32 protein-coding genes and 1 tRNA gene are annotated in these 22949 nt (G+C 28.7%); 18 read left to right on the top strand and 15 right to left on the bottom strand.

Annotated elements, in window-relative coordinates; all coding sequences use genetic code 11:
- Positions 1–168 precede the first annotated feature (168 nt).
- The gene (locus EU92_RS02400) at positions 169–780 is read left to right on the top strand and encodes a PCC domain-containing protein (RefSeq protein ID WP_032514287.1); all 612 of its coding nucleotides are present in this window, start codon (positions 169–171) and stop codon (positions 778–780) included.
- 10 nt (positions 781–790) lie between these two features.
- On the opposite strand, the gene EU92_RS02405 is transcribed toward EU92_RS02400, so the two are convergent.
- From EU92_RS02405 to nth, 3 genes are read right to left on the bottom strand one after another with little or no spacing between them, the layout of a single operon-like run.
- A complete protein-coding gene (locus EU92_RS02405) occupies positions 791–979 on the bottom strand; it encodes a hypothetical protein (RefSeq protein ID WP_032514288.1) in 189 nt (62 codons plus the stop codon).
- A gap of 26 nt (positions 980–1005) precedes the next feature.
- Positions 1006–1665: an SDR family oxidoreductase gene (locus tag EU92_RS02410; protein ID WP_032514289.1), complete on the bottom strand. Its 660-nt coding sequence runs from the start codon at positions 1663–1665 to the stop codon at positions 1006–1008.
- 35 nt (positions 1666–1700) lie between these two features.
- A complete protein-coding gene (gene nth, locus EU92_RS02415; RefSeq protein WP_032514290.1) occupies positions 1701–2354 on the bottom strand; it encodes an endonuclease III in 654 nt (217 codons plus the stop codon).
- Between the two features lie 95 nt (positions 2355–2449).
- On the opposite strand from nth, the gene EU92_RS02420 reads away from it, so the two are divergent.
- Together EU92_RS02420 and EU92_RS02425 are read left to right on the top strand one after the other, a co-directional pair.
- Entirely contained in the window at positions 2450–3508 is a 1059-nt protein-coding gene (locus tag EU92_RS02420; RefSeq protein ID WP_032523594.1) for an ABC transporter ATP-binding protein, read from the top strand.
- Positions 3509–3752: 244 nt separating this feature from the next.
- Complete coding sequence (locus EU92_RS02425) at positions 3753–4307, top strand: ferritin (protein WP_032523460.1); 555 nt, start codon at positions 3753–3755, stop codon at positions 4305–4307.
- Here EU92_RS02425 and EU92_RS02430 read toward each other — a convergent pair.
- The 5 genes from EU92_RS02430 to EU92_RS02450 form a co-directional block, all read right to left on the bottom strand.
- The gene (locus EU92_RS02430) at positions 4293–4586 is read right to left on the bottom strand and encodes a hypothetical protein (RefSeq protein WP_032514293.1); all 294 of its coding nucleotides are present in this window, start codon (positions 4584–4586) and stop codon (positions 4293–4295) included. The two genes, EU92_RS02425 and EU92_RS02430, sit on opposite strands and share 15 nt — an antisense overlap.
- Positions 4587–4590: 4 nt before the next feature.
- Positions 4591–5178, bottom strand: a complete 588-nt coding sequence (locus EU92_RS02435) for a Crp/Fnr family transcriptional regulator (RefSeq protein ID WP_032514294.1) — start codon at positions 5176–5178, stop codon at positions 4591–4593.
- 347 nt (positions 5179–5525) lie between these two features.
- A complete protein-coding gene (locus EU92_RS02440) occupies positions 5526–6317 on the bottom strand; it encodes an ABC transporter ATP-binding protein (RefSeq protein ID WP_032523593.1) in 792 nt (263 codons plus the stop codon).
- A gap of 104 nt (positions 6318–6421) precedes the next feature.
- Positions 6422–7744: a Rieske 2Fe-2S domain-containing protein gene (locus tag EU92_RS02445; RefSeq protein WP_032514296.1), complete on the bottom strand. Its 1323-nt coding sequence runs from the start codon at positions 7742–7744 to the stop codon at positions 6422–6424.
- A gap of 159 nt (positions 7745–7903) precedes the next feature.
- Positions 7904–8098, bottom strand: a complete 195-nt coding sequence (locus EU92_RS02450; protein ID WP_032514297.1) for a hypothetical protein — start codon at positions 8096–8098, stop codon at positions 7904–7906.
- A gap of 345 nt (positions 8099–8443) precedes the next feature.
- On the opposite strand from EU92_RS02450, the gene EU92_RS02455 reads away from it, so the two are divergent.
- Positions 8444–8785 (top strand): hypothetical protein, encoded by a 342-nt coding sequence (locus EU92_RS02455; protein ID WP_032514298.1) that lies wholly within the window; start codon positions 8444–8446, stop codon positions 8783–8785.
- Between the two features lie 22 nt (positions 8786–8807).
- Here EU92_RS02455 and EU92_RS0109195 read toward each other — a convergent pair whose 3' ends face one another.
- Both EU92_RS0109195 and EU92_RS02460 read right to left on the bottom strand, forming a co-directional pair.
- Positions 8808–8990: a hypothetical protein gene (locus tag EU92_RS0109195; protein WP_032514299.1), complete on the bottom strand. Its 183-nt coding sequence runs from the start codon at positions 8988–8990 to the stop codon at positions 8808–8810.
- A gap of 335 nt (positions 8991–9325) precedes the next feature.
- Positions 9326–9622 (bottom strand): hypothetical protein, encoded by a 297-nt coding sequence (locus tag EU92_RS02460; protein ID WP_032523462.1) that lies wholly within the window; start codon positions 9620–9622, stop codon positions 9326–9328.
- Positions 9623–9943: 321 nt separating this feature from the next.
- On the opposite strand from EU92_RS02460, the gene EU92_RS02465 reads away from it, so the two are divergent.
- The 4 genes from EU92_RS02465 to EU92_RS0109190 all read left to right on the top strand — a co-directional run bounded on the left by EU92_RS02465 (position 9944) and on the right by EU92_RS0109190 (position 11860).
- Positions 9944–10342, top strand: a complete 399-nt coding sequence (locus EU92_RS02465) for a hypothetical protein (protein WP_032514301.1) — start codon at positions 9944–9946, stop codon at positions 10340–10342.
- A gap of 131 nt (positions 10343–10473) precedes the next feature.
- A complete protein-coding gene (locus EU92_RS02470) occupies positions 10474–10788 on the top strand; it encodes a hypothetical protein (RefSeq protein WP_032514302.1) in 315 nt (104 codons plus the stop codon).
- 453 nt (positions 10789–11241) lie between these two features.
- Positions 11242–11415 carry a hypothetical protein gene (locus EU92_RS09995; protein ID WP_193741765.1) on the top strand — a complete coding sequence of 58 codons (174 nt, stop codon included), beginning with the start codon at positions 11242–11244 and terminating at the stop codon, positions 11413–11415.
- A 262-nt stretch (positions 11416–11677) separates the two neighbouring features.
- A complete protein-coding gene (locus EU92_RS0109190) occupies positions 11678–11860 on the top strand; it encodes a hypothetical protein (protein ID WP_032514303.1) in 183 nt (60 codons plus the stop codon).
- Positions 11861–11979: 119 nt separating this feature from the next.
- Here the strand turns inward: EU92_RS0109190 and EU92_RS02475 are convergent, their stop codons facing one another.
- Positions 11980–13206 (bottom strand): glycosyl transferase, encoded by a 1227-nt coding sequence (locus EU92_RS02475; protein WP_032514304.1) that lies wholly within the window; start codon positions 13204–13206, stop codon positions 11980–11982.
- A gap of 50 nt (positions 13207–13256) precedes the next feature.
- On the opposite strand from EU92_RS02475, the gene EU92_RS02480 reads away from it, so the two are divergent.
- From EU92_RS02480 to EU92_RS10300, 6 genes are all read left to right on the top strand, one after another.
- On the top strand, positions 13257–15017 hold the full coding sequence (locus EU92_RS02480) for a sugar phosphorylase (protein ID WP_032514305.1): 1761 nt from the start codon (positions 13257–13259) through the stop codon (positions 15015–15017).
- 1 nt (position 15018) lies between these two features.
- The gene (gene yedP / locus EU92_RS02485) at positions 15019–15816 is read left to right on the top strand and encodes a mannosyl-3-phosphoglycerate phosphatase-related protein YedP (protein WP_032514306.1); all 798 of its coding nucleotides are present in this window, start codon (positions 15019–15021) and stop codon (positions 15814–15816) included.
- Between the two features lie 4 nt (positions 15817–15820).
- Positions 15821–16765 carry a kinase gene (locus tag EU92_RS02490; RefSeq protein ID WP_032514307.1) on the top strand — a complete coding sequence of 315 codons (945 nt, stop codon included), beginning with the start codon at positions 15821–15823 and terminating at the stop codon, positions 16763–16765.
- A 90-nt stretch (positions 16766–16855) separates the two neighbouring features.
- Positions 16856–17083 (top strand): DUF1830 domain-containing protein, encoded by a 228-nt coding sequence (locus EU92_RS02495; RefSeq protein WP_032514308.1) that lies wholly within the window; start codon positions 16856–16858, stop codon positions 17081–17083.
- Between the two features lie 87 nt (positions 17084–17170).
- Positions 17171–17296 (top strand): hypothetical protein, encoded by a 126-nt coding sequence (locus EU92_RS10305; protein WP_275040531.1) that lies wholly within the window; start codon positions 17171–17173, stop codon positions 17294–17296.
- A 66-nt stretch (positions 17297–17362) separates the two neighbouring features.
- Positions 17363–17497, top strand: a complete 135-nt coding sequence (locus tag EU92_RS10300; protein WP_011376397.1) for a hypothetical protein — start codon at positions 17363–17365, stop codon at positions 17495–17497.
- Between the two features lie 2 nt (positions 17498–17499).
- On the opposite strand, the gene EU92_RS02500 is transcribed toward EU92_RS10300, so the two are convergent.
- Positions 17500–17781 (bottom strand): hypothetical protein, encoded by a 282-nt coding sequence (locus EU92_RS02500; protein WP_032514309.1) that lies wholly within the window; start codon positions 17779–17781, stop codon positions 17500–17502.
- An 83-nt stretch (positions 17782–17864) separates the two neighbouring features.
- Here EU92_RS02500 and EU92_RS02505 point away from each other — a divergent pair, with 83 nt between their 5' ends.
- Positions 17865–18665 carry an undecaprenyl-diphosphate phosphatase gene (locus EU92_RS02505; RefSeq protein WP_032514490.1) on the top strand — a complete coding sequence of 267 codons (801 nt, stop codon included), beginning with the start codon at positions 17865–17867 and terminating at the stop codon, positions 18663–18665.
- Positions 18666–18725: 60 nt separating this feature from the next.
- Complete coding sequence (locus tag EU92_RS09990; RefSeq protein ID WP_193741766.1) at positions 18726–18878, top strand: hypothetical protein; 153 nt, start codon at positions 18726–18728, stop codon at positions 18876–18878.
- Here the strand turns inward: EU92_RS09990 and EU92_RS02510 are convergent.
- From EU92_RS02510 to EU92_RS02520, 3 genes are all read right to left on the bottom strand, one after another.
- Positions 18879–18952, bottom strand: a tRNA-Pro gene (locus EU92_RS02510).
- 27 nt (positions 18953–18979) lie between these two features.
- Positions 18980–19708: a peptide-methionine (S)-S-oxide reductase MsrA gene (msrA, locus tag EU92_RS02515; RefSeq protein WP_032514310.1), complete on the bottom strand. Its 729-nt coding sequence runs from the start codon at positions 19706–19708 to the stop codon at positions 18980–18982.
- A gap of 38 nt (positions 19709–19746) precedes the next feature.
- A complete protein-coding gene (locus EU92_RS02520; protein WP_032523592.1) occupies positions 19747–21492 on the bottom strand; it encodes an ABC transporter ATP-binding protein in 1746 nt (581 codons plus the stop codon).
- A gap of 80 nt (positions 21493–21572) precedes the next feature.
- On the opposite strand from EU92_RS02520, the gene EU92_RS02525 reads away from it, so the two are divergent.
- Together EU92_RS02525 and trpD are read left to right on the top strand one after the other, a co-directional pair.
- Positions 21573–21869 (top strand): DUF3288 family protein, encoded by a 297-nt coding sequence (locus EU92_RS02525; protein ID WP_032514312.1) that lies wholly within the window; start codon positions 21573–21575, stop codon positions 21867–21869.
- A gap of 32 nt (positions 21870–21901) precedes the next feature.
- A complete protein-coding gene (gene trpD / locus EU92_RS02530) occupies positions 21902–22939 on the top strand; it encodes an anthranilate phosphoribosyltransferase (protein WP_032514313.1) in 1038 nt (345 codons plus the stop codon).
- The last annotated feature ends 10 nt before the right edge of the window (positions 22940–22949 follow it).

The following is a 22949-nucleotide window of genomic DNA, read 5'->3' as shown; positions in this document are numbered from 1 at the left end:
AAAAATATATTACACTCTAAAGAAGCTTAATTTATAAGGAAAACTAGTATTAATTATATTAATGCTAAATTCCAAAACTCAATTCAAATTTGAATCCTAAAGAATATGAACTCAACTTCTCTTTGTGATTCATGATGATTTATATTACAAAATTATTCATAATTTCTAATGCAGCCTCATAGCCTAAAGCTATCTCCAGAATCAGATTTGATAAATTCAATTAAAGAATATTCTTTATCGAATGATTTATATGGCTATGTTTCGGGAGTGGTTGGTAATCTCAGAACAGTTTGTATTCAATGCCCAGGAAATCTAAAAATAAATAAATTTGAAGGTAATTTAGAGATAGTATCTCTTAATGGTCATTTTAATAAAGGTGATGCTCATTTACATTTGAGTTTTGCAGATGAGGGATGTAATGTCTTTGGCGGGCATCTTGAGGAGGGTTGTATTGTAAAAAAAGGGACTGATATATTATTACTTTCTTTTGAACAAAAAATTATCAATATCTCAAATAATGATTTAATTACAAATCAATCACGTGTCAAAGCTTATATTTTAAAGGACTGTCCTTGGTCTAAAAGAGCAATTAGGTTACTTAATTCTTTGTCTATTCCTTATGAAGTCATTTTGATCGACAATGATGAAAGCTTTCGAAAAATAATGGTGAAAAGTAACCACAATACTTTTCCTCAAATATTTTTAGACAATAATTTTTTTGGGGGATATGATGAACTATCAGAACAAGCTAAATTAGATAAATTAAGTTCATTTAAGTGATCTAAATCTTTTAAGTATCGCGATTTGTGAGCTTTTCAGAAATTAATTCTTCCTCTAACTGCTTTATTAACCTTGATACAAGACTTTGAAATTCAGGTTGACATCCTTTAAATGCAGCTTTATGCCTTATTGGTTCATTCCTTGTTCTCAAATCAGTAAGCATTAATTGTAATGCGTCTATCTTTGGACTTATTTTCATAGTTTTATTTTATATCTTTACATTTTTTAAATCATTTGCATAGCTTTTTTAAAAGATATCTTTTTATTATCAATTGAACTTGTTACTTCTATTAATTTATTTATAGCTTCTTTGTTTTTTAAAGAATCTATACAACATTGCGCTACTAGTCTTCTTGGGATTGATCCATTTATTTGAGTATCCTCCTTTGTATAATTTATATTTTCAGATTCAATATTTTCATTTTCTTTTAATCCTCCAGGTCTAATAATAGTCCATTCGAAATTTGAGTTCTGTAGAAAGTTTTCACCAATTTTCTTCCAAATGAGAATTAGACCAAACAAGTTTAATGGATGAAATAATTTACCAGTACAAAGAGAACTAACTAAAATGACTCTCTTAATACCAACTCTTTTGCAACTTTCTAATTGCCTGTATACACCTAATGCATCAACCTTTGCGGGACCAGTTAAATCTAAAGATGCTCTCGCCCCAGTGGCAATTACTAAAGCATCCATATCTTTTAAAGCTTTATCTAAGTCTTCTTTTTTGTCTAATGAAACTCTAATTGTTTCTAAATTTTTTAGACCTTCTTTGACTTTAGAGTTCTTTCTGATTATTTGCCTTACTTTAAATCCTTTCATAACGGCCTCTTCAGAAATTCTGTAACCTGTTTTCCCCGAAGCACCAGTAATTGCTATTTTCATGATTAAAAAACTAATTCAATTATTATATAAATTTCTTAGGGTTTTTTACATATAAATTTCTTTTTTCTTTTGGGATAAAGAGTTCGGCATAAATAACATTTTGTTCCATCACAGCCTCTTGCGGTGCAATACTCTCTGCCATAAAAGATTATTTGCAAATGTAAGGTATTCCAATCATTAATAGGAAATATTTTTTTTAAGTCTTTTTCTGTTTGAACTACGCTATCTCCATTTGTTAGACCCCATCTTTGTGACAATCTGTGAATGTGAGTATCAACTGGGAATGAGGGGATTTTAAACACTTGTGACATTACAACTGAGGCTGTTTTATGACCTACCCCTGGAAGAGATTCAAGCTGCTCAAAAGTGTTTGGAACTATACTTTTATGTTTCTCAATTAAAAGTTTAGATAGGTTATAAATGTTCTTCGATTTTTGATTAGATAGACCTAAAAACTTTATATATTCATATATGCCACTAATACCTAGCTTTACCATCTTTTCTGGATTATCTGCAAGCTTAAACAGGCTCTTTGTTAATTCATTGACTTTTTTATCTGTTGATTGAGCACTTAAAACTACTGCGATAAGAAGTGTATAGGCATTTGTATGATCAAGAGGAATTGGAGGCGATGGGTATAGTTTTTTTAGTTCCCTAAGTATTATTTTTGCTCTTTCAGCCTTCCTCATTAATTTAATAGATTAATTGGCGTATAAAATTATACGAGAGATATTTTAGGTGAATTTTATCTGCTAATTTAAAATACTTGAATAAGAAGTATTTTGTGAAAAATGATGCTTTAATAATTGATGATCTGCATCATAGATATGATAAGCAAGAACATTCGAATTGGATATTAAATGAAATTAACCTAAAAATTGAAAGTGGCGAATTACTAGGTTTACTTGGTCTTTCTGGTTGCGGAAAGACCACACTTTTGAGATTGATCGCAGGCTTCGAATATCCTTCTAAAGGAAAAATTACTTTAAATGATAAGGAAATCTCAAGTAGTAATAGAATCCTTAGTCCTGAGAAAAGAAATATTGGTATGGTTTTTCAAGATTATGCACTTTTCCCTCACCTAACTGTTTTGGAAAATGTAATGTTTGGTTTGAAAAACAAAAAAAATAGATCTAGAGTTGATTATTTATTAAATGTTGTAGGTCTTGATAGCTTTGTTGGAAGGTACCCACACGAATTGTCTGGAGGTCAAAAACAAAGACTCGCAATTGCAAGGGCTCTTGCTCCAGGCACAAATTTTATTCTATTGGATGAACCCTTTTGTAGTCTTGATATGCACGTCAAACTTAAATTGAGAAGCGAACTTCCAAATATTCTTAGAAGTTGCAATGCAAGTGGATTAATGGTTACGCATGATCCTGAAGAAGCTATGTCAATATGCGATAAAGTTGCAGTTATGAATGAAGGTGAAATACATCAAATTGATACCCCAATAAATCTTCTAAATAATCCCAAGACGATATTTGTTAGTAGTTTTATTTTAGGAAATAATATTCTTAATCTCCATAAAAACGGTAATTCATATATGTCTTGTTTAGGTGAAATAAATAGTTCAAGGTTATCAAATAATAAAAATATCAAAATTATGTCAATTGCTCCTAAATTTATATCTATTAAAAAATCTAAATCTGGCGATTCTACTGTAATATCTAAAGAATTTCTTGGTGAATTTCTTATATATAAAGTATCTATTAATGAGGAAATATTAAGGGTTAGAACTAATATTAATAATCAACTAAATAGTGGTGAAAAATGTTCTCTTTCTATTAACAAAGATAGTTATTATTTTTTATATCCAGGAGCACAAAAGGTTTATATTTAAGATTTTTTTATAGGCAATTACAATTTCCCCCTTTCCATTTTGAACATTTTTTCTTTTTACATTTCTTTTTTTTACTTAAGTATATTTTATTAGTTAAGAGCAGTTCTGAAAAATCATATTCTAGATTCATTTATTATATTGCTATTGATATTCATTATCATATTGAGTTATTTAAATTTAAGGATTAATAAGTTACTAATTTATACATATTGTTGTATAATTTATGTAGTTTAATAATGTAATCATGAATGAAAATAATCTAAAAACACAGAAATTAATTAATTTTGGCCCATCCGGAAGAGCTATTGCCCAACCGATGGACGATAGCTTATTAGATAATTTTTTTGAACATCTAACAATGGAAAGATATGCTAATGTGCAATATTTTTCAATATACCTTTGGTTTCAGGAGAGAGATTTAAATGGATTTGCTTCTTATTTTTTAAATGAATCACAGGGTGAAATGGAACATGCTCAAAAATTTGCAGATTACTTAATTGCTAGAGGGCAAAGCGTAAAATTAAATGAGCTTCCAGCACCAGTTCAAAAATGGGATTCAATTGAGGATTTGATTTCTTATTCTTTCAACATGGAGGCTGATTTAACTTCATCTCTGCAACAACTTTATTCCATTTCAGAAAGATTTTCCGATACAAGAACTAACGTTTTTCTGGATCCAGTTGTAGAGGCTCAAACAAAATCAGAAGATGAATTTGCTAACATACTAGGTAAAGTTAAGTTTGCGTCTAATCAACCTTCTGCAATTTTATTGATTGACAGTGATTTAAGGAAAAAATAAATTACTTTCAAACTTATTTTCATTCAATGCCCTTTTTGTTTTTTCAATAAGCAAATTTGAAAAACTAAATTTTTCAAATTTACTTGTTTTATTTAATTGCTCAGCTACTGTAAATATCTCATTAATTCTTTTGAAAATATTTTTATTTTCCGAGAATAGCCTTTCTTTTAATCCTTGATTGTTCGTAGTTATATAAGATTGCTTTATATTTCTTAGTCTATTAGTTAATACATCAACTTCCATTAATAGGTTGTTAGTTAATGATTGTGATTCCTTCATGTTTCTATAATGGAGAAGTTTCAATAAAAGAAGGGGCAACACTTACTGTTTGGGTGCCAATTGGTGCTATTAATAACTCAGATGACCTTAGTTTAGAAATCAACCTTGTGGAGGTTACTCGTGTAGAACCTATTAATTCGCCTATCCTTTCATGAGTTAGCCTAAAAGGTAGCTCACACCATTGACCGCATCTTCTTCCTAAACGATTTACTAGGATTGAAAATAAAGCTTGTAATCTTTGTTCCGCATTACCCAAGTGTCTAATTCTTAGGAGTTGCAAAGTCCACTCATTTACTGCATCGTAGCCAATATTCTCATCAATATTTACATTGCTATGAAAAGACAAATCTGTTAAGGCTTCAACACATACACCCTCACTACATAAAAGGTCAGTTCTTAATTGATCTCCTGATTGTAAAAATGCAAGTGTCATGCCTTCAGTTTCTTCACAAGGGCAATATACTCTTGCAATACCACTTTCAACTTCTAGGCATGTGCCTTTTGGCCTTGATGAAGGATCTATTAAAACGGATTGCCCAGTTATTATTCTTACTGATTTTGAAGGAGGTTCTCCATAAGTATGGAAATTCATTTATTTAATGATTGATAATGAGAATTATTATCAATTATGCACTATTAAATTGCTTGTTGCAACAGATTCTCATTATCAAATTATTTTTTGAAGTTAATCTTTACATATGTTTCTAGGAATATAATTTACATATGATTCTTTTGATATTTTTTAAGTTATGAGCGTAAATAAAATTTGTATTAATTGTGGAAGTTCTTCCTTCGTTTCAGATCGATCGTTAGGTGGCAAGATAGTCTGCTCTAAATGTGGTTCTTCTTCATTTAGAAATTCATTTAGAAACAAACCTTTAACATTTTTTAGTAATAATAAATTCATTTTTATTGTTATTTGTGTAGCTATATTGATAATTATTTTTTAGAAAATTTTTTAATTATCCAAAATCCATTATTTTTAATTACTTCGACATTGATACCATACAAATTTTTAAGATTCTCACTATTTATAACTTCCTCTTGATTCCCATCAGCGAATATCTCGCCATCTTTTAGCATTATGACTCTGTCATAAATTTCAGTAATCATTGAAATATCGTGTGTTACACAAAAAATTTTAGTATTTAATTTTGATAATTCATCAATTTTATCAATTACAAGAAATTTTGATTTATAGTCTAAATTTGCAATTGGTTCATCTAAAATCAATATATCTGGTTTTTTAATTAACGCTCTGGCAAATAGAGCAATTTGTTTTTCCCCATCTGATAAATTAGAAAAAATCTTTTTTGATAAATCTAATATATTCATATTTTTTATTAGACATTGAACTTTATAATTATCCTCTTCTGTTTTAGTTGATATAAAACAATATTTTCCATATAGCCCACTTAAAATTAAATCAAAAACTCGTAGATTTGGATTTATTCTATTTTTAATATCATTATTTACGGTACTAATTCTTTTTCTTAGTTCCCATAAATTTATGAGTTCTTCGTCAAAAATTTTTATGAATGATTCATTAGCTGCTATTGGATATATATTTCTATTAATTACTTCTATTAAGGATGATTTCCCTGAACCATTTGGACCAATTAATATTACATTTTCTGAATATGCTATCTTTAAATTTAAATCTTTAATTACTCTGAAACCGCACTTAAAACAATTAATATTTTTTGCTTCAAACCAAAATTCATTTAACACTAAAACTTATTGCTCCAAAATATAATTAATTGAATTGAACTTAAAATAAATATAAAAAGATAAAGCCAATTCAACCATGAAGGTCTATTCACTTTTTTCATAAATTATATGATTAACATGAAAATTAGTAGTGGAGCAGCAAATCTTATAAATGTTTTTCTAATAATGTCAATATTATTTATAACTTCTAATTTTTTTATCTCAGGGGGATATTTAAATATGACTTTGTCGTATACTGTAAGATCATCTTTTTTATTAATATTTTTCCAAGGGTTATCTTTATCTTCAGACTTCTTGTACCATTTCCAAAAGTAATTTATTATTCTGTCTTCTCCCAATAATTTTATTTCATCTTTTTTTATAAATCCCAAGTTGTGATTGTATGTTTGGGTCTTTAAAATCATATAATCCTCATCAAATATCTTATAAAAAATCTTTCTTTGTGTTTCTTTAAATAAGATAAGGTTATTAAGTAGTTTATTTTTCAAAAATTTCCTGTAGTGTCTAACTATTACTCTTGCTTTATTATTTCCTAGTGGAATATGATCTAAAACTTGTAAATATCTTGATACGGTAGGATCTCCTTTATAAATTAATATCCTGCCAGGTGCTATGAATCTTATTCTAATAAATTCTTTGGTAGGTTCATTCTTGTATGAATAAATACTTTCAATGTATTTCGGAGTAACATTAATTTTTTGGTTAAAACTAACAAGTACGTTTTTATTAACATCTTTATCAGGAATTGTATCTCCATGAACCCAAAAAATATGAAGTATATCTAAGTGATTTTCAATTATTCTTGACCAATCACATTTGAAGTCAACTAATACCTCCTCAGATACATAATCTTCTTGTGAAAAACCATTAGCAGATAAATCGTAGTTACTTATAGGTGAATCTACATTTAGATTATTTAAATCAGTCTCAGATTTCTTTGAAAAATGCACAAAAATATATTCATCTTTTTCTAAAGCTTTGTATTGATATAAATGTATTCTTTTTGCGTAGTTATCGTAATTATTATCAACTATGTGGCTGCAGGTTATTCGATCTAGATTTTGACAACTTCCTTCTGATGAGAATTTAGCTCCATGATATGGACATGTTATTACTCCATTTGATAATGTCCCTCCATAAAAGGAGGCCCCCCTATGTGGACAAATATTTTTAATACACCTAATGGTTTCATTCTCATCTCTATAGAGAACAAGAGGCTCATCATATAGTGAAAAATAATGAAGAGTATTTTTTTTAAGTTCTTTTGAAGGACAAATTGCATACCAACCAAATAAACCTATATTTAATTCTTTTTGATTTTCTCTAATATCAAACGAGTCAATTTTTACTACCGTTCCTTTCTTTAGAGGATTAAGAACGGTATTAAAGTCTTTTGATTTAAAAAAATTAATTTGTCTGTTTTCCATAAATTAATTTCTTTTTTTTAATTGACAAGTTATCTTTCGGAACTATAACCCAAGGAAATAATCAATTTCTCATAAAAATAAAATTCTCTATTATTTGTAGCAATAATTATGTCGGTCTAAATAAATACTTTATTAAGGGAAGGTTTTTGTATCTTTAGTTCAGAATTTTTGTATCTTTTGTAATTTCTTTAGATTTTTTATGTAATCAATGGCATCATCAACATCTTTGTAGAAATTGCATTGGCCGAGATAACAACCAATAAACCTTAAGTATTTCCTCTTGCCACCACTAATTTCATATCTATGTATAGTTCCCCCATCAATAGGGGAATATATTAACTCTGGTAATGCCATATTTTTTTTGTGTTTAATTCCTATATAAACAATAATTCAAGTGCTAGAAGATTTACATAGCGCAAGCCATATTTTTAATAATTAATTTACTTATTTTTTAATTATTTATTCATTGAATTCCTAACGAGTAAAATTAATTTTTAATATGGAAAAGCTTTTAGCGGTTTTTCAAAAAATCATTAAAGGAAATTTAAACTTTTAGATAATCCTTTAGTTTGTTTAACTTCAAAAATATCAAAAACAATTTTTCTAGATATTTAAATTATCAATTTTATAATTTTTAATAAAATATAGTCATCTCAGTTTTATTCCAAATTATATTAAATTTTCATTTCAGAAAATATTATGATCAAAAGAATTTTTTGGATTTTTATTTTAACTTTGCTTCTAGTATTTATTAGTCCTGTTTACTCATTAGATACTTCCTTTAAAACTATTGATAAATATACCAAAAGGATTTCTAATAAATTCACTAGAACTTACTGCAATACTTCCCGATTTGGGATTTCTTCTGATGGCGCTTTGGCATTCGCGATTGGAGAAACTAATAAGGAATTTAAAAATAATAAACTCAATAAGTTAATAGACTACTCATTACTAAAAAATTCAATAGTTAATGATTTAGAAAATAAATGCCAAGTTTATGATTTTCCTGTTAATAGTTTAGAAAAATTAGATTTTGATTAGATATATGGAAATTATTCGCGTCTTATTTTCGTCCTATCCAATCATTAGGTTTCTCCATCATCCACTCGAAAACACCTTTGGCATCTAGGTTTTTAGATGCATAAACAAACATTATTGGAAATAATAAAGTTACCACTCCAATAACGACTATCTCCATCGTACCTATCCCCATCTCGTTTATTGTTAGTGCGAAATAATTAACCATTACCTACATTAAATTAAAGCCATTTAATTCTTAATTTATATAATCTACTTTACTTTTTCTCTTTTTTTATAAAAAATCTTAATTATTTATTGTGAATGTTATTTGTATAAAGTACCTATTTTATTCTGGCAAACTTTTTAATAATTTAAATAATAGATAAATTATAATTCATGACTATAAATTACATCATAACTCCTTTTTTAATCACATTGATTGGATTTATATTTTTTTCAATATTAAGAAAAAGAAAGAAATCAGCTAAAAGTATTTATAAATTGATAGATGATTTAGAAAAAAAATATATATATTAAAAGTTTTTATAATAAGGGAAAAGATTAATCAAACTCTATCCCCACTTCTTCTTTTAAATCTCTTTCTAAATCAGGCAGTTGCGGTTCAACCCAATGATCTTTATTATCAATACCAGCTGCATTTACATAATTCAAGATTTGCTTATCTACCTGTTTATAAAGATCATGCAAATTTAAATTCATATGAATATTATTTGCAATTTCAGATACTTGTTTTTCTGTTAAACAATGATTTGGATGCAGTAAGTCACAGCATGGAATTCTCTTCTCAATCAATTCGTTTAGATTGATTTTTATTTCGTAGTCTTGATGAACAGTCATAGATTTTATGGCTTTAAAATTTATTCTAATTATGGTTTAGATTTTGTATATAATTCGTTAAGAAACAAAGTTCTTATATTTTATCTAGTTATTTAAAAAAAATAGATTTTACTGGTCTTTTCTGAGATATTCATTCTCTTTAGATCCTTCTAAATAGAAATCATTATCCAGTGCGAGCAATTTTTAGATTGTAGATAAAGATATCCAATGAGACCAAAATTGTAAGACTGTCTATAAAAGATCACAAGAATTTAATTGACTTATATTGAATATAGTGCAACACTAATAATAATTAAGTGCTGAACTTTACATCATTTTCAGATGCCTACTAAGAAAAAAAGAGTTGGTTTTATTCCAAGGGAGGATGTCATGAAACTAATTGATAAATTGAGCTTAGAGAATAATTTAAGTAATTCAAAAATTATAAGTATTTTAGTAGAGGAAGCACTATCTAGAAGAGGAATATTTAACAATAAAACTGGTAAAACAACTAAATCATATAATGAGATTAATAATAATTCAAAGACATTATCAAAAGATTCTGGAAATTGTAAAGTTAATGAAAAATTTACAATGAATACTAATTTAGGAAGTAATATAGAAGCTTGCAATTCAAACATATTTAAAAAAAATAATAAGGAAGGCTTTGATTTTGAAACTTATAAAAAGTTCTTATCGTTCCTTAAGTTTCAAGAAATGGTGGATGAATACCATGATTAAAAACTATTGCTAAGTGCAGCACTGTGCGTTATCTTTTGTATGTATTTATTTGTAGGAGATTTACTCATTAGAAATTATTTCTTTCCATTTCAAATACTGAAATCAATTAATCCATAAATTATCAATCTATTATGAATTCATCATTCTCAATTTCATCTATAAATTTATTACCTCCTGAAAAATTGCATTGCAACTTTAATTATTGGAGTACTTTGTTCTCTCAAGATATGCAAATTTTATGGGATAGAGCGCATGGAGTTCCTTTAGATAAACTCCCAAAAGGGGTTTCTGATATGATTTTTCCTTATTTATTGCTAGCTCTATCTGACTATAAGACTTCTCAAATAAATAAAATGTATGGAATAGGATTAGACAATCTATTAAGCCTTTGGTTTGACAAGTACTTATTAAATAAAAATGGTTACTTTGAACTAATTAAAAAATAATTAATAAAAAATCAATCCTTTACTTTTAAAATTATAATCTTTCACGTTAATTTATAAAGTATCAAAAAAAATTTAAGCGATTGTTTACTAATGATCACGTCAAGAATCTTGTTATATTAAATGATGATACTTTCATTTGATTTTTTTGAAAATATTTGTTTTTGTTGTTTTTATATGTCCTAATTTATGAAGGATATTAAATTATATACTGCAAGATAAATGAAGTTTAATTCAAAAGAATTGAATTTAATATTAAATATTTTATTTTTTGTCCTTATTTTTGTTATTTAGATTATTTTAAATTTGAAATTTTAGTTTCAAACTTCCTAATCAAAACACCATAAAAAATTAAAAATCAATCTATCTTTCACTTTTGTGAGAATTATTTTCATTTGTATATTTTGTTGACTTTTTTTGTATATGCGATGATAATGACAAAAATAAATTTTAATTGTGAATCCTCTTCCCGATACTTTTGATTATTTTGTTGACGATCTGCTTTCTTCTGATATTGATTTATTAAATGGTGAACTTGATTTTTTGCTTATGCAACACTTATTTAATTCAATTGACTTAAGGGTTATTAAAACTCCTGAATTTAGAAGTAAAGATTCAATAGCTGCTTAATTTTCTTATGAAATTTTTATATGATAGGTTTTGGGTACCTTTTTTTGGCTATATATTATCTAAATTTGTTTTTTTAATAGAAGGTAAAAAGAATTATTCTAAAAATAAAAAAAAAAGAAATTAATTTTCATTTGGATTCATAAAGTATTTTTTTATACATAATTAAAAATAAATATATTTTGATAACAACAAAAGATATTTTTTTTATTTTTAATCTTATGCATTGTTTAAATATGAACTAATTGCTTTTTAGCAAATTACAATGAATAAAGATGACACTTTGAAGCCATACACCGTACATTATCGTGACTTTCAAAATATAAGACTAGAAAATTGTTTTTATGCTTTTGATGCTTATGAAGCTAGAACACTAGCAATGGAATTTAATAAATATATTAAAGAACATCCAAACAGTATTGATCTTATAAGGTGTGAAAAAGAATAAAATTGTACCTTAATTTTAAAAAAATTATCCGATCGTGAAATTTGCTAAGTTTTAAGATGGAGAACTTCCTTCTTGTAAAACTTTTGACGAAGCCCAAATTGATCAGAAGAGATTTTGCTTTAGATATTATTAATTAATTCTTTTTCACTTCTATTTATATATTTTGAACCCGCAATTGCCAAATCTTCTTGCATTTTGTTTTCACAAGAGAGAACTCTCGACCAACTTGGTAACTGCTGTGTTGTAGGGCAAGCGAGGTAATCTTCTGTAGCAGGTCTCAATAATTTTGCAAATTTTTGGACGGATAACTCTTCTTCGTGCCTATCGTATGGGAGTTGATTAACTGCTGAATCTAATCCGAATTTTTTTACCCTATCCTCTCCTACTCTTTTATAAAGAACTTCTAAAGTTGCTAGCTGAGTGCTAGTCAAGGTCTCTGCTTGATGCTCCATAAGGCCTCTCAAAACACTTGAAAGTATTTCGGTGCACATTTTTTGCAATCCTTCTCTAGAAGAATTACCAATGTTTTTATGTTTATGATCAAACAAACCTAGATCAACTTGGGCTATTTTGGAGGTCCTTACGTTTCTATAAACTTCGGATAATAAACCTATTTCTAAACCCCAGTCACAAGGTATTCTTAAATTCATAGCGAGATCTTTAGTAAAGGCAAACTCACCCGCTAATGGATATCTAAATGATTGGAGATACTTTAAAAAAGGACCCTTCCCAACTAATTGCTCGAGACTTGCTAGTAGAGGACCAACAAATAATCTTGTTGCCCTACCTTGTAATTGGTTTGTCTCTAGAGATAATCTACTGTAAAAAGCTTTTACATATGATATTCCATATGAATCATCCAGAAGAGGAAGTATCATCCTTGAAGGATACAATGGACTAAAAGTCCTTATGTCGGCATCAAAAAGAGCAACAACATCTGATTTTCTAGTGGCAACACCTATGCCTTGCCAGACTGCCCAACCTTTCCCAGGGGTTCCCAAAAGTTCTAATCCATTTCTTTCTTGGCTTTTTAATAGCTCTATGACTGAAGGAGAATTTGTCCACTGCACATGAACTGGATATGGCATTGAGTCAAAAAATGACTTTGCTGCTTTAACTTGCTGAATGGTTTTTGCAGAGAGAGCTATTACCAATTCATTTAATCCTGTAAGATTTTTTAAAACTTCTCTAATATCTTTCAAAGCAGGTCTTTCAAATTCTTCATATAAGCAAGGAATTAAAATACTTGTGGGTCTTTTTGTAAGACTTTTATTTAATTCTTTAAGTAGATCGCTTGTGACACCGTATTCATGTATTGTTGTGATTAAACCTTGTTGAAAGTCCATTTTCTAATTGATGTGCAGAATGGTGTTAATACTTCGATGATTTTTTCAAAGTGAAGCAAATTGATTCAGAGAAAAAATTAGATAGATTAAAACTTTATAAATTGTTGAAAACAATTTATTCAAATAATACTACAGAAGAAATTAATTTTATTTCAAATCAATTATTACAGATTTTAGATGATTTCTCAGAGAAATCTTCTTATGAAGAAATTGGTAATAAAGAAAAATGGAATCAATCTCATTCGGTTTTAATAACTTATGCAGATAGTATTTATAAAACTGGGGAGCCAACATTAATTACTCTTCGAGATTTGTTAAGTAAACATTTTGGCAGCCTTTCAAGAGTTGTTCATATTCTTCCTTTTCTTAAATCCACAAGTGATGGAGGTTTTGCAGTCTCTAGTTATGATGCCCTAGAAGAAAAATTTGGTGATTGGGACGATCTCAAGAGCATTTCCAAAAATCATGTTTTGATGGCAGATTTGGTTCTTAACCATGTTTCGTCTTCTCATCCATGGGTTCAACAATTTATTAAATCCCAAGAACCTGGAATCTCAAATGTTTTTTCACCGGAACAAAATCTTGACTGGTCAAATGTTGTAAGACCAAGAAGTTCATCTTTGTTTTCTCAAATTAATACAGAAGATGGTCCTAGACAAGTTTGGACAACTTTTGGTCCAGATCAAATTGATTTGAATTGGCATAATCCAAAAATGACTCTTGAGTTCTTAAATTTAATCATTACTTATTTATCTAATGGAATTAAATGGTTTAGGCTTGATGCTGTAGGTTTTATTTGGAAGGAGTCAGGGACAACTTGCTTACATTTGCCAAAAGCGCACTCAATTGTAAAAATTTTAAGACTTCTTTTAAATTATCTTATTTACAAAGGAGTTTTAATTACAGAAACAAATGTTCCTCAGAAAGAAAATTTATCTTATCTTATTCCAGAAGATGAAGCCCATATGGCATATAACTTCCCTTTGCCTCCTCTTCTTCTAGAAGCAATTATTACTTCTAGAGCTGATATACTAAATTCATGGATTTTTGATTGGCCAAAATTACCTGATAATACTACTCTTTTTAATTTCACTGCATCACACGATGGCATAGGTTTAAGAGCCCTCGAGGGTCTAATGAATGAGGAGAGAATTACAGATTTATTAATTAGTTGTGAGAAAAGAGGTGGACTAGTAAGTCATAGGCGTTTATCAAATGGTGATGATAAGCCTTATGAATTAAATATTAGTTGGTGGAGCGCAATGGAAGACTCTAGTAGAGATTCTAATCGATTTCAATTTGAGAGATTTATCCTGACTCAATTGTTAGTAATGGCTCTAAAAGGTATTCCTGCATTTTATTTGCCAGCATTGCTGGCTTCCAAAAATGATATTAAAAGTTTTTCCATGACAGGGCAAAGAAGAGACCTCAATAGAGAAAAATTTAAATCAGACACTCTTTTATCCGTTTTAAATAATCCTGAATCTAATGCTAATAAAAACCTAAAATTTCTCCATAATGCTATGGATGTGAGATCAGAATTAAAGCAATTTCATCCTTGTTCAGACATGGATTGTTTATCTAGAGGTAGAAGCGATATTGTTGTAATCAAAAGAGGTAAAGGTTCTGATCCCATTTTCGCAATCCATAATATCACAGAAAATAAAATTAATTATCAATTGAATGATATTGATCTGCCAAAATTAATAGTTAATGATTTTAACATGCAAGATTTTTTAACATCCACTAAATACAATTGTAAAAATATTAGTCTTGATCCTTTTCAAGTTGTTTGGCTTGGTTCTATTTAAAATGATTGAAAATTCTTCTATTTGGGTAGTTAGTGATGTAGATGGTACTTTAATGGATCATTCATATGATTTAACTCCTGCTAAAAAAACAATAAAAACGCTACAGAGATTATCTATACCTGTAATTCTTTGCACAAGTAAGACAGCTGCTGAAGTAAAAGTTATTAGAAAAGAACTTAGCTTGACTGACCCATACATCGTAGAGAATGGTGCAGCAATATATGGAGAATCTCTTAAAAAAGTTGATGGACAAATTATTCTTGGAAAAAGTTACGAAATTCTTGAAGAAATCCTGAATTACATTTCTAAGGAAATTAATTATAAGCTAATTCCTCTTAATAATATTTCTGATCAAGAAGCCACTAAGCTTACAGGCTTAAAAGGTGACTCATTAAACTTAATGAGAGATAGGCATTGGAGTATGCCTTTTTTAAATCCACCATCTTTTTTAGAAGAGAGAATTAATATCTGTTGTGAAAAATTCAAAGTTGATATTTTTAAAGGAAATAGAATGAGTCATTTATTATCTACCGACTCTAATAAAGGAAAAGCAATAAATGCCCTTAAAAATTATTCAAATAATCAAAATATTCAAATTATAGGTTTGGGGGACTCTCCAAATGATTTGCCTTTACTTTTAAACTCAGATATTAGAATTGTTATTCCAGGCATAAACGGACCTAATTTAAATTTAATAGATCAATTGAAAAATTTGGATTTCACTATAGCTTCTGAACCTAACGGTTTTGGTTGGAGAAATGAAGTTAACAAATTAATAAATAAGCTAGATCTAATTTAAAAATATGAAAGATTTAAATATTAATTTTCCACTTGATAAATTTGAAAGATTAATTATTGATATTGGCTGGGAATCTTTGGATGATTGGTTTTATTTTTGGAATAATCAAAAAAAAATGCTTTCAATTAATCATTTCTGGAATAATAAAGTAAATGATGATTGGATTTGGGGTTTGGCTTTACCTATTCTAGGTCAGGCTTATAGATTACAAACTAAATTTTGTAATAGAAAAATAATAGGAATCTCAGCTCTTCCTGGAACTGGAAAAACAACATTAGGTAAATGGCTTGAAGCAATATCGTTGAAATTAAATTTCAAGATAGCTGTTATATCAATTGACGATTTTTATCTTCCTTCAGATGAAATGGAAACAGCAATTAAGAATAACCCTTGGAATGTTTCTAGGGGTTTCCCTGGTAGTCACTCCGTAAAATTAATGTATGAAAAATTATCATGTTGGAAAAAAAATGGAGAATTAAATGTGCCTGTTTTCGATAAATCTTTAAGAAATGGTTTAGGAGATAGATCACATTGGAGATCAGATAATCCTGATTTATTGATTCTTGAAGGATGGTTTTTGGGAATTGAACCTTTATTTACCGATATTAATGTTCAATACATGAAATCTGCAAATTTGAGTTCTAATGAAGTCCATTATAGATTCAACATTCAAAAGAATTTATACAAATATTTAGATGTTTGGAGTTTAATAGATAACATTTGGCACTTAAAACCTTTGAAGTTTGAATACATGAATATGTGGAAGTCAAATCAAGAAAAAGAGATGTTTTCACAAAAAGGTTATGCGCTTCAAGATGAAAAATTATCTAATTTCTTGAGAATGCTTAATGTTTCCATTCCACATCAAAGTTTTGATATTTTGAATTCCTATGCTTTGTTATTAATAGATCAAGAGAGAAATTTAGTTGATGTTGGATTAAATTTGTAGTTTTTTAAAAAAAAAAATTTTTTCAGTAAATTTTTATACATTTTTTTTAGCAACAAATAGTGTTTAATTAGTTTAAATTTTAGTTTATGAATGGTTGAGTTCTCCTACAAAAATAAAGGATGCAGAATGGTGGTTTTGAGATGTATTGGTCCATCAAATTTTTTTTTAGAGAGAGTTTTATTTCCAACTGATATCCTTACTTTTATGGCTCCAAACGACTCAAAAGTTGAAATCTGGGGAAATGAACTATACGGCCCTAAGTTGGAAGAGAGAATAAGAGTTTCATCAGATAATGAAGATTCTACTTTAGTCGCCTAGAACAAAACTCTCTATTTGTCTTCGAGTCAAAATTTATTACAAATTACTATCTTTTGTTGATATCATAAACTAGTTTAGTTTTTATAGATGCATTACTTTTCTTCTTTTGCGATTGGAGGTTTTGTTCCTTCTGCTGCTATTGCAGGAGTTTTACTTTTAGTTGGTTTAGGAGACTTCTTTTATCTTGGTTTCAAAGGGCCTACGGATTATTAAAGCTAAAGTTAATTAAGAAATATATATTTTAAATTTTTATAATATTCTTAATCCAATTATCTAATCATGGATTTAACAACTATTTTATTTATTTTAAGTTTGCCATTCGTATTGCTAACTATTTACTTTGGCACGAAAAATGATTTTTATGAAAGTGAAAATTACAAAGGAGATGGCTGCGCTCACGATGTTAAAAGGTAACTTTATTTCGTATTACCGCTAAACACACAAGTCCATTTACTATCAAATTGCCAAACAGGCTTATATATTTCATTTGTAATTTTTGCGCCTGCCTTATTACATGTTTCCAAGTTTTCCATAGGAATAGAATGTAACGATGGACTGGTTATTCCACTAACTTCTGGCCTCCCTCCTGGTCCTTGTCTATAAGTTCCTATAATTAACAAATAATTTGCGTTTAAGGTATTAGATGAAAATAAAAGAGAGAAAAGAAATAACGTTATTAAAATAAATTTTTTTTTCATTAAATTATATTAGCTTTTACTTATTCAATGTATATTGTATTTTCTAAATTGCTATTAATAAATGAGTTAATTTTAAAATGTTTTTGGAATATTTAGAATTTATTTTATATGGCTTAATTCAAGGTTTAACAGAATTTATCCCTGTAAGTAGTACTGCTCATTTAAAAGTTATATCTATTTTTTTTGGAATTGAAGATCCTGGACCTTCATTGTCTGCAATTTTTCAACTTGGAAGTGTTTTGGCCTTAGTTTGGTATTTTAGGAACGAAATTTTTAAATTAAGAAGTAAATCTTCAAAAACTATAATTGATAATTTATTAAATAAAAAATTATTTAAATCAATTTTGATTGGTACTATCCCAATTATTTTTCTTGGTGGAATAATAAAACTATATTTACCATATTTTTTTGATAAATTTCTTCGCTCAAATGTATCAATAGCATTTATTTCTTTTCTTATGGGAATTTTTATGTACATAGCTGATAGTTCGAAAAAAGGTTCAATAAATTTAAAGAATCATAAATTTTCAGATAGTATTTTGATAGGTCTTGCTCAAGCATTTGCTGTTTTTCCCGGCGTTTCAAGATCTGGTGTTACAATTTCTACCGCTTTAGTATCTGGTTGGGAAAGAGGTGACGCTGCAAAATTCTCTTTTCTTTTAGGAATGCCGGCTATCTCTATCGCTGCTATTGTTGAGCTGATTTCTTCTCTAAATGATTTCTTCTCATATGGTTTTCTACCTCTAATTGTTGGTCTTACTACGACATTTTTATCTTCATTATTAGCTATTGATTTCTTATTAAAGTATTTATCATCAAGCGGGTTAAAATTATTTATTATCTATCGGTTTGTCTTTGGGGTTGTAATTCTTCTGAATTTATAATTCTTTATGGTAAAAATTTTTTCCATTATGTTAATGTTAAAAAAAAAAAAATAATGTCTTATGAATATTTTCATATCATTCCAGCTAGGTGAAGTTGAAGTTTCAAACCTTACCATTTTAGTGCTTGCTTTTTTTTCATCTTTTACTTTTATAGCTGTTGGAATAAGCTCATATAAACTATATAAATCCCTAATAAATGATGAAGACAAGTAATCGGAACGGCGGGATTTGAACCCACGACCCCCACTACCCCAAAGTGGTGCGCTACCAAACTGCGCTACGCCCCGTATTATTACTATAAAGATAAGATGGGTTTAAATCTTATTCTTTATAGGATTGTTATCAGATCTCAATACACACTTATCAACTTCCCAATTAAAATTTTCCCATATATAGTCTTCTAATTTGTAATTACTTCCAGTAAAACCTCCTAGCTTAACCTTTGTAGGAGAAGCAGAACAATACTGCCTGCTGCCAGCAGATGCAAGATATTGTTGATGGTAATTTTCTGCATAAAAATAGGTATCAATCATTTTTATTTCTGTTTCAATTAAACCAAGATTTTTTTTATTAAGTTCTTTTTGATATTGTTCTTTACTGGCTAATATGATTTTTTTATTATTTTCATTTTTGTAATATATCGCTGATCTATATTGAGTCCCAATATCATTACCTTGTCTATTTTTTTGAGTAGGGTCATGACATTCCCAAAACATTTTTAATAAATCACTTATATCTATTTCAATTTTATCCCAGATAACTCTAACAACTTCTGAATGACCAGTTAAACCAGAACATACTTCATAATAAGTTGGGTTACTTTTATTCCCACCAGCATAGCCTACGGAAGTTGTAACAACTCCTGGAAGTTTCCAGAAACATTTTTCAGCACCCCAGAAACAACCACATCCAAAAATAATTTCATCTTCTTGAGGATTGGGTTTTCTTTTGATATCTGTTTTTAAGATTCTATGAACTGTATTAAAATCATTAGTTAAAGTTGAGTCTTCATTATTCATGATTTTTTTTAGAAATTTAAACATAACTTAAATTTTTATATCATAAGTGAAAAAACATTAATTTAGCTCTTAACAACTTTTGTAGCTAGTTCTCTTTCCCAAAGTTGTTTATATAGTCCTTTCTCTTTTACTAAATCTTTATGTTTTCCTTCTTGTACTATTTCTCCTTTTTCCATTACTAGAACCCTGTCACATGAAGCTGCTACTGATAGTTGGTGACTAATCATTAGAATAGTTTTGTTACTTCTTTCTCGCATTTCATCAATTATTCTTGAGGCTGTTTTATTGTCTACACTTGCCAAAGCATCATCAAGAACAATAATAGGAGAATTTACAAGTAATGCTCTTCCAAGAGCAGTTCTTTGTCTCTGTCCACCACTAAGTGTAATACCTCTTTCTCCAACAATTGTTTTAAATTTTTGAGGAAAATTATTTATATCATCGATTAATCTAGCTTTTGTTGCACTTTTTTTGACTAATCCCTTAGAAGCTTTAGGTTCGCCAAAACTTAGGTTTTCCGAGATTGTAGAAGTAAATAAAAATGCTTCTTGTGGTACGATTGCAATATTTTTTCTTAGATCTCCTAATTTAATTTTTTTTACATCAATTTCATCTAAAAATAATTGACCCTCGGGAATATCAATAGTTCTTCCAAGAGACTTCGCAAGTGTCGTTTTGCCACAACCTACAGGGCCAACTATTGCAATAAGCTCTCCAGGATAAATTTTAAAATTTAGACCATTTAAAGAATTGAATTTTGATCCTGGAAATTTTATGGTTAAGTTTCTTGCTTCTAAAAATCCATTTACTTTTCTTTTTAAATATTTGGTGTTTAGTCCATCTACAATATTTGGCTTATTCTGAAATATTTCCTCTACACGATCTAAACTTACTTGACCGAGTTGAAAAGTATTTAGTGTAAAACCTAAGAGAGCTGTTGGGAAAACTAGTCTTTCAACATAAAGAATTAATGCTACTAAGCCACCAATTGAAATAAATCCGCTCTCTAGTTGAAAACTTCCTAAACCTAATAAAATTAATAATGAAATTGAGGAAATGCCTTGCAGCAATGGGAACAGTGTACTTGCAGTTCTTGCAAGTTTTATGGCTGAATTTCGATAAGCTCTATTGTAAAGATTAAATTCTTTCTTCTCGGCATTTTCTTGTGCATAAATTTTAATAGCGCTTATGCCAGAAAGATCTTCTTGTATAAGATCACTAAGTTTAGATAAATATTCTTGTTGAGCTTTTCTTTGATTAACCATTCGACCTCCGAATAAGCTTACAATTCCAAGAATTAATGGAAATATCATTAATGCGGATATTGTCAGTGTTTTGTTTATGGAAAACATCGATGGAATGGTGAGTAAATAAGCTAAGACAATATTGCATAAACTTAAAATCGTAAAACCTAAAAGTCTTCTTATATTTTCAATATCGCTTGTAGCTCTACTAATAATATCCCCACTACCTTTTTTTTGTATCCATTCAGGGTCTTGAATAAGCAAATGATCAAAAAGTTTTTGGCGAAGATTCACCTCAACTTTTCTACCTATCCCAAACACAATTTGTCTAGAGAATAGTCTAATTAAACCCATAAAAGTTGCTAATAAGATTAACCACAATGATTTAGTAATTACAAAATCTGAAGAGAAACCATTTTGTAATTGGTCAATTATATTTTTCACTTCTAGTGGGATTACAACGCTCAATATATTAACCAACAAGAGTGCTAAAGCACCATATAGAAATTCTTTTTTGTATGGTCTTATGTATCTAGATATAACTTTAAACTTTAGATTTTTCATTTAATTTTGCCTATATGATTAAGATAATGTTTCATTTTTAAATATGTGAGCTAGTTTTATAAATAATTCAGTAATTATCTATGAGTAACGATCAAACTCATCCATTACATGCTAGAGACAAGAACATTATAGATTCTCTTATAACTAAAGAAAAACCAGAAGATCTTGATTTTATAAATTTAGCTAGATTAATAAATCGCTATACTAACTTCCTTGGTGAAGTTGAGATTAAAAATGATATTGAAAAAATTTTAAAATTTTGGAAAATTTCTAAAAATGAACTTTTTTCAAAAACAAAAAATATTTGGTCAAAAGGCTTTAGACCCTCTAATACAAATAAAGATTTAGTTGGGTCAGGTTTTGATACTTCAAATTAAAATTTGTCTGCATAATTTTCTTTAAAAAATAAATGTCTACTAATCTATCCAACATTGAAATCCTAAATCTTTTATTAGAAGGAAAAAATCTTGATGATTTAAATGCTAGATCATTAATGCAAAGATGGCTTAATGGTGAAATATCTGATGTTCAAACAGGAGCTTTTTTGAGTGCTTTGAGAGCTAAGGGCTGTACAGGGATTGAATTAAGTTCTATGGCTGAGGAACTTTTAAATGTTTGCGAATTGCCAGTATCAAGACCAAATTTGTATATGGTAGATACTTGTGGAACTGGAGGTGATGGAGCTAATACCTTTAATATTTCCACGGCGGTAGCATTTGTAGCCGCTTCATGTGGTGTAAATATTGCTAAACACGGAAATAAAAGTGCTAGTGGAAAAGTTGGCTCTGCAGATGTTTTGTTGAATCTTGGTTTGAATTTGAATTGTTCATTAGAAAAAGTAATATCTGCCGTGAATGATATTGGAATAACTTTTTTGTTTGCACCTGCTTGGCATAAAGCTTTAATAAAGCTTGCTCCATTAAGAAAAGCCCTTGGTATAAGGACTGTATTTAATCAACTTGGACCATTGGTAAATCCTTTAAGACCCAATGCCCAAGTATTAGGAGTTGCTTCTGAGGATCTCTTAGAGCCGATGGGAAGAGCACTATTAAATATGGGGATGAATAGAGCTATAGTAGTCCACGGTTTTGGCGGTCTTGATGAAGCCTCACTTCAAGGTGAAAATAAATTGGTTTTAATCGAAAATGGTGAATTACGATTTTCAAAAATAAATATATCTGATTTTAATCATGAAAACATCTCAAATGAAAAGCTTGTAGTTTTAGAAAGTGACTCTAATGAGGAAATATTAAATTCTGTTTTAAATGGTTCTGGTCAAAAATCGCACAAAGAAGTCGTTGCCTTGAATACTTCATTAGTCCTTTGGGCAGCAGGGATTGAGGATGATTTACATTCAGGATTTAATAGAGCTTTACTTTCCATTAATCAAGGTAACCCTTTGAAAAAATTTTTACTTTTAAAAAATTATTTATCCTCAAATGAATAAATGTCAAATT

Origin of the sequence: Prochlorococcus marinus str. MIT 9107, assembly GCF_000759855.1 — a bacterium.
GTDB lineage: Bacteria > Cyanobacteriota > Cyanobacteriia > PCC-6307 > Cyanobiaceae > Prochlorococcus_A > Prochlorococcus_A marinus_N.
This window is presented reverse-complemented; position numbering and strand designations above follow the sequence as displayed.